The 5,027-nt window shown below is 43.1% G+C and carries 5 protein-coding genes; 3 read left to right on the plus strand and 2 right to left on the minus strand.

The annotated features are described in order from the left end of the window. Positions 1–34: 34 nt before the first annotated feature. Positions 35–646: a riboflavin synthase gene (locus tag IQR33_RS16365; protein WP_054576896.1), complete on the minus strand. Its 612-nt coding sequence runs from the start codon at positions 644–646 to the stop codon at positions 35–37. Between the two features lie 392 nt (positions 647–1,038). Here IQR33_RS16365 and IQR33_RS16370 point away from each other — a divergent pair, with 392 nt between their 5' ends. Together IQR33_RS16370 and IQR33_RS16375 are read left to right on the plus strand one after the other, a co-directional pair. Next, the gene (locus IQR33_RS16370; protein ID WP_005377626.1) at positions 1,039–2,409 is read left to right on the plus strand and encodes an MATE family efflux transporter; all 1,371 of its coding nucleotides are present in this window, start codon (positions 1,039–1,041) and stop codon (positions 2,407–2,409) included. Between the two features lie 161 nt (positions 2,410–2,570). After that, on the plus strand, positions 2,571–3,542 hold the full coding sequence (locus tag IQR33_RS16375) for a DUF3080 domain-containing protein (protein ID WP_017634927.1): 972 nt from the start codon (positions 2,571–2,573) through the stop codon (positions 3,540–3,542). Between the two features lie 15 nt (positions 3,543–3,557). Here the strand turns inward: IQR33_RS16375 and IQR33_RS16380 are convergent, their stop codons facing one another. Beyond that, positions 3,558–4,403 (minus strand): DNA ligase, encoded by an 846-nt coding sequence (locus IQR33_RS16380; protein WP_086046755.1) that lies wholly within the window; start codon positions 4,401–4,403, stop codon positions 3,558–3,560. Positions 4,404–4,824: 421 nt separating this feature from the next. Here IQR33_RS16380 and IQR33_RS16385 point away from each other — a divergent pair. Next, positions 4,825–5,027, plus strand: a 203-nt coding sequence (locus IQR33_RS16385) for an STAS domain-containing protein (protein WP_193843856.1), incomplete at its 3' end; no start/stop codon positions are given.

Raw genomic sequence — 5,027 nt, forward strand, 5'->3', positions numbered from 1 at the left:
ATGAAAAAGGAGCACTAGGCTCCTTTTTCTCATTCTAAAGCTGTTTTGCTGCAAGAACGCGCTCAACAGTATCAACAATTGTTTGAGTCTGAGGATCAAACTCAATATTAACACGCTCCCCTACTTGTCTCACTCCGAAAAGCGTTCGCTGCAAGGTTTCTGGAATTAGGTGTACTGAAAAACGACACGCTTCAACTTCACCAATAGTTAGCGAGCAGCCATCTAAACCAATGTAACCTTTCGCTAATACATATTTCATTGATTCTTGCGGCAGTTGGAACCAAATCGTGCGGTTATTGGGCGTATCGATGATATCGACAATATCTGCCGTCAAACTAATATGACCAGACATGCTATGTCCGCCTATTTCGTCACCAAACTTAGCCGCGCGCTCAATGTTTACGCTATCCCCTTCCACCAGCCGACCTAAATTAGTAAGAGCCAATGTCGCTTGCATTAAATCAAAACTGGTAAGGTTGCCTTCGATCTTAGTCACAGTTAGACAACATCCGTTGTGTGCAACGGATGCACCAATTTCTAACCCTTTACAAAGTTCATCGCTTAACTCGACAACGTGCGTTTGAAAGCGTTCTTTTTTATCAATTTTAACGACCTTCGCCGTACCCTGAACTATTCCTGTAAACATTTCTTTTTACCTATTGATTTAATACCAACTGTAGTCGAAGACTAAGCCCTAAACACTGCGCTACAGGTCGGAAATAAAGACCTCAGGCGATAAAGCCATGGCTTAATGAACACTGGTTTGTTCTCATGCATGCTTCAACATTACCATGATTCGCTGCTGTTCTCAGTAAAAGCGTATCCTTAGCGTGGAGAGCGTCCAGTCAGTGTTATCGACTATTCACTACCTAGCTATGGAATATAAACATACAATTGTTTATCATTTGCGCGGAGTTTCTCCGAGGCATTTTTTCACCTTATCGTGACTAAAATCAACCATCAGATCCGTTCACCACATCTTTTGCCCTCGAGTACTCTCATTCTTTCAACTTATTGTTCCGCTCTGGAGTATTTTTCGTGCATCGCTATAAAGAAGAAGCATCAAGTCTTATCAAATTGGCGACCCCGGTATTGATCGCATCTGTCGCTCAAACTGGTATGGGGTTTGTTGATACCGTAATGGCTGGCGGCGTTAGCGCCACCGACATGGCTGCGGTTTCTGTCGCTTCAAGTATTTGGCTACCATCCATTTTGTTTGGGGTGGGTTTATTAATGGCATTGGTCCCTGTTGTCGCACAGTTAAATGGCTCTGGTCGTCGAGTGAAAATCCCGTTTGAAATTCAGCAAGGCGTCGTTTTGGCATTGCTGATCAGTGTGCCGATAATTGCAGTCCTGCTTCAAACCCAGTTTATTCTCGGGCTGATGGATGTTGAAGCACTGATGGCTGAAAAAACGGTGGGATACATTCATGCCGTTATATTAGCAGTACCCGCTTTTTTACTTTTCCAAACGCTTAGAAGCTTTACGGATGGTATGTCATTGACGAAACCGGCAATGGTTATTGGCTTTATCGGTTTGCTGCTCAACATTCCTCTAAACTGGATTTTCGTGTACGGCAAGTTTGGTGCACCTGAATTAGGCGGTGTTGGCTGTGGTGTAGCAACCACGATTGTTTACTGGGTCATGTTTGCCATGCTATTGCTGTATGTGATGACATCAGAGCGATTGAAAAGCATCAACCTATTTGGAGAATGGCATCGCCCACAATGGAAAGCGCAAGTTCGTCTATTCAAGCTCGGCTTTCCTGTTGCAGCAGCGCTGTTTTTTGAAGTGACACTGTTTGCTGTTGTTGCACTGCTCGTTTCACCACTGGGTCCTATCATTGTGGCAGCGCATCAAGTCGCGATTAACTTCTCCTCGTTGGTATTTATGCTACCAATGAGTATTGGTGCAGCAGTAAGCATTCGTGTCGGCCATCGACTTGGTGAAGAAAACGTCGATGGCGCGCGCGTAGCGTCACGAGTCGGCATTATGGTTGGTCTAGCATTGTCCGTTCTCACAGCGATTTTAACCGTCTTGTCTCGTGAGTGGATCGCCGAGCTTTATACTAGCAACCCAGAGGTAATCACTCTAGCGATGCACCTGCTCGTGTTTGCCGCTGTTTATCAATGTACGGATGCGGTTCAAGTGATCGCAGCTGGTGCATTACGCGGCTATAAAGACATGCGAGCCATCTTCAACCGTACTTTTATTGCTTATTGGATTCTTGGCTTGCCAATTGGTTACGTCCTTGGCCGTACAGACTGGATTGTTGAGCCAATGGGAGCACAAGGCTTCTGGCTTGGTTTTATCATCGGCCTATCTTCTGCGGCCTTTATGTTAGGCGTCAGAATGCGTTGGATGCATCGCCAAGAGCCAGAAGTGCAATTGAACTTTTCAGTTCAATAAAAAGTAAAAAAAGCCAGCATCCGCTGGCTTTTTTGATCGAATAATCACACGGTTGAGTATACTTATAACAAGATTACAAAGCGGTTGATTTTGCTCTCTAGACAACGGATACGAAGTTAGAAAAAAGGATATTTGTGCGGTCTATTTTATTGTTCTTAATCATGATTCTTAATGGTTGTGATAACTGGTTCAATCCAGAGAACGCCATGTTTGATAAGTATCATCAACGTGTAGCCAATGTATTGGACGTTCCTGCTATTCCAATAACACTACAGTCTACGGTAACGATTCCTGCGAAACGCGTTTTGTTCGAGCCATTGCCAAGGCTATCTATTGGCCTGCTAGAGAGCTATCAATTACGACAGTGCGGACTCTTTAATTTACTTGCCGAGAAAAACTCACAACTTGGCAAGGTGCAGGATGCCTTTCATGATTTTGATTATCAAACTGCCCTTTTAAGAGTCATGCATCGATGTTTATCCGAGTTTCCACTTAGCGATGAAGAACGCGCGACATTGACAGAGCTTTACTCAACCAAGTGGCAACATTTAGACATTCATCTCGACAACTTACTACTCGTAAGTGATGCCATGCAGAAGCAACTAACTGCCTCTGATTGGCTATCTCAAGACACGACGAATGATATTGCACGCATTAACGATGTCTATCGTATTTTCAGCGAAATGTATGATTTACCCCACCGCGCGGTCTCACGTCTACCCGATGTGGAAGTTACGCAATATCAAGAAGAGTTAGAGAAATCTCGTTTACTCGGACGACTTTACTATTCAATGGTAAACACATCCCTTTGGTTAAAAGCGACAACTCAGCTACTTGAGCAGAACCAGAGCAATGTATTGTGCGGGCCGAAAAGAGACACCACCCAGTTCCGCTACTTAAGAAATGTCTTTCAATCCATTTACGTTGAAGAAGTGCAACCTTATTTGGCTTATTTAGACAGTACCTATCAACAACTTAATGATGGTGCCACTTTGGTGGAGAACCGTATGCAACTCCATGGTCACCAGTATGGCATCATTGAGGCACATAGGACATTTAGGCAAGAAACCCTAAACCACGTTCAGTTTTGGCAGGGTCTCTTCAAACGATGTGGCGTAACCGTTGGCAACTAGTAAGTGCAGAGCGTTCTATTCCTTCAGCCTTTCACGCAAGAATCGAGCAAAACGTGGTTTACCAGTATGTGTAAAACCGTTATATCTAAATGTAATGGTTGAACCAATTTTCGGAGGCTGGCGACGCACTTCATCGGTAAATCCGCTACCGATGTAAAACTCAATGCCATTTGGTAAGCGAACTAACATTGCTCCCATCATACCTAATAAGCGCCCTGTTCCTGGCTTATAACCCACAACTAACGCTTCATCATCTGCGTATCGTTTTAGTTTAAGCAAATCACTACCGCGTCCAGCCTGATAGCGGCTTGATACCTTTCGCAACATCACCCCTTCACCGTCGGATATTGAAATTTTATCCAACTGTGTAAACAGATGAGCTTCATTTTGAATCGCTCGGTGCTCGACATATTTGATATGAGGCTGGTCGACTTCAAGCACTAAATCTTTGATGTTGTAATAACGCTTCCGATAATCACCAGCGGAATATGGCATATCAAAGATCATAAAGTCGATGTGTCGCCAAGCAGACTCTACAGGAGTTTTATCTAATACCGTTTGCTGAACAAGATGGAAGTTACCTCTCCCAGCCCAAAGTTCACCGTCCAACGGATAATCAGGCAAAGGTCCTGTAAACCAATCTGGGGCGTAGATTCGATTACCATTTCTCGTCACGAGATGTTGCCCAGTCCAATAAGCGCGAACACCATCAAGTTTTTCGCTATACCAATATTCAGACACATCAATGCCATCCTGATAGCTTTGTGCAAGAGAAACTGGTGGTGCGAGAGACGTATCCGCTTGAAGCTGTGAAGACGCTGCCATAACAGCCAGCGCAATTAATGTCATTTTTAATGGCATAAGAAGACCTTGTACAAAAAATCGTCTTTATTGAAACGTAAGTCCTCTCGATGACCTATTTATTACTAGTCATTCTTCGACTCATAACAATCAACATTAGTAATAATTTGCAAAGATAATCATAAACTTTAGACAGGTTTTGCATTTAGTCGTTACACGTTATTCACGTAAGGCGGATGGTTCGTCAATCGAGCTGGAATCTAATCATGACGAGCCCCCAGCTCTAACGACTTCTTTCGGCTCAACACCTCTTATAAGCAAACCATTTCTCTGTACGTTTTTGATTCTCAATTTGAGAATCAGTCCTTTCTCAAATTGAACAATATCATTAACAATATTTAACTATTTGATTTTTAATTAATTTCAAATTGGCACGTTACCTGCTCTATATCCAATTAGAAAAACAAACGGAGACAGAGTCATGGAACTACGCAAACTAGAAATCAATCAAGACAAGTTAGCCATTGAGTTTTTTGGTGACTTAGATGCAAGCGGCTGTCGACAAGCACAACATCACATTGATGAGGTAATTCACAACAATCATCACAAAGAAGTCGAAATTAACCTACAGCACGTCCAATTTCTTGATTCTTCAGGGATTGGTGCCATTGTTTACTTATATAA

Origin of the sequence: Vibrio sp. OPT46, from assembly GCF_015163535.1 — a bacterium.
Classification (GTDB): domain Bacteria; phylum Pseudomonadota; class Gammaproteobacteria; order Enterobacterales; family Vibrionaceae; genus Vibrio; species Vibrio alginolyticus.

Bases quoted from the DNA above. Each gene is read 5' to 3' on its own strand.
- IQR33_RS16380 (WP_086046755.1), bottom strand. From the start codon at position 4,403: ATGCCATTAAAAATGACATTAATTGCGCTGGCTGTTATGGCAGCGTCT.
- IQR33_RS16375 (WP_017634927.1), top strand. From the start codon at position 2,571: ATGATTCTTAATGGTTGTGATAACTGGTTCAATCCAGAGAACGCCATG.
- IQR33_RS16365 (WP_054576896.1), bottom strand. From the start codon at position 646: ATGTTTACAGGAATAGTTCAGGGTACGGCGAAGGTCGTTAAAATTGAT.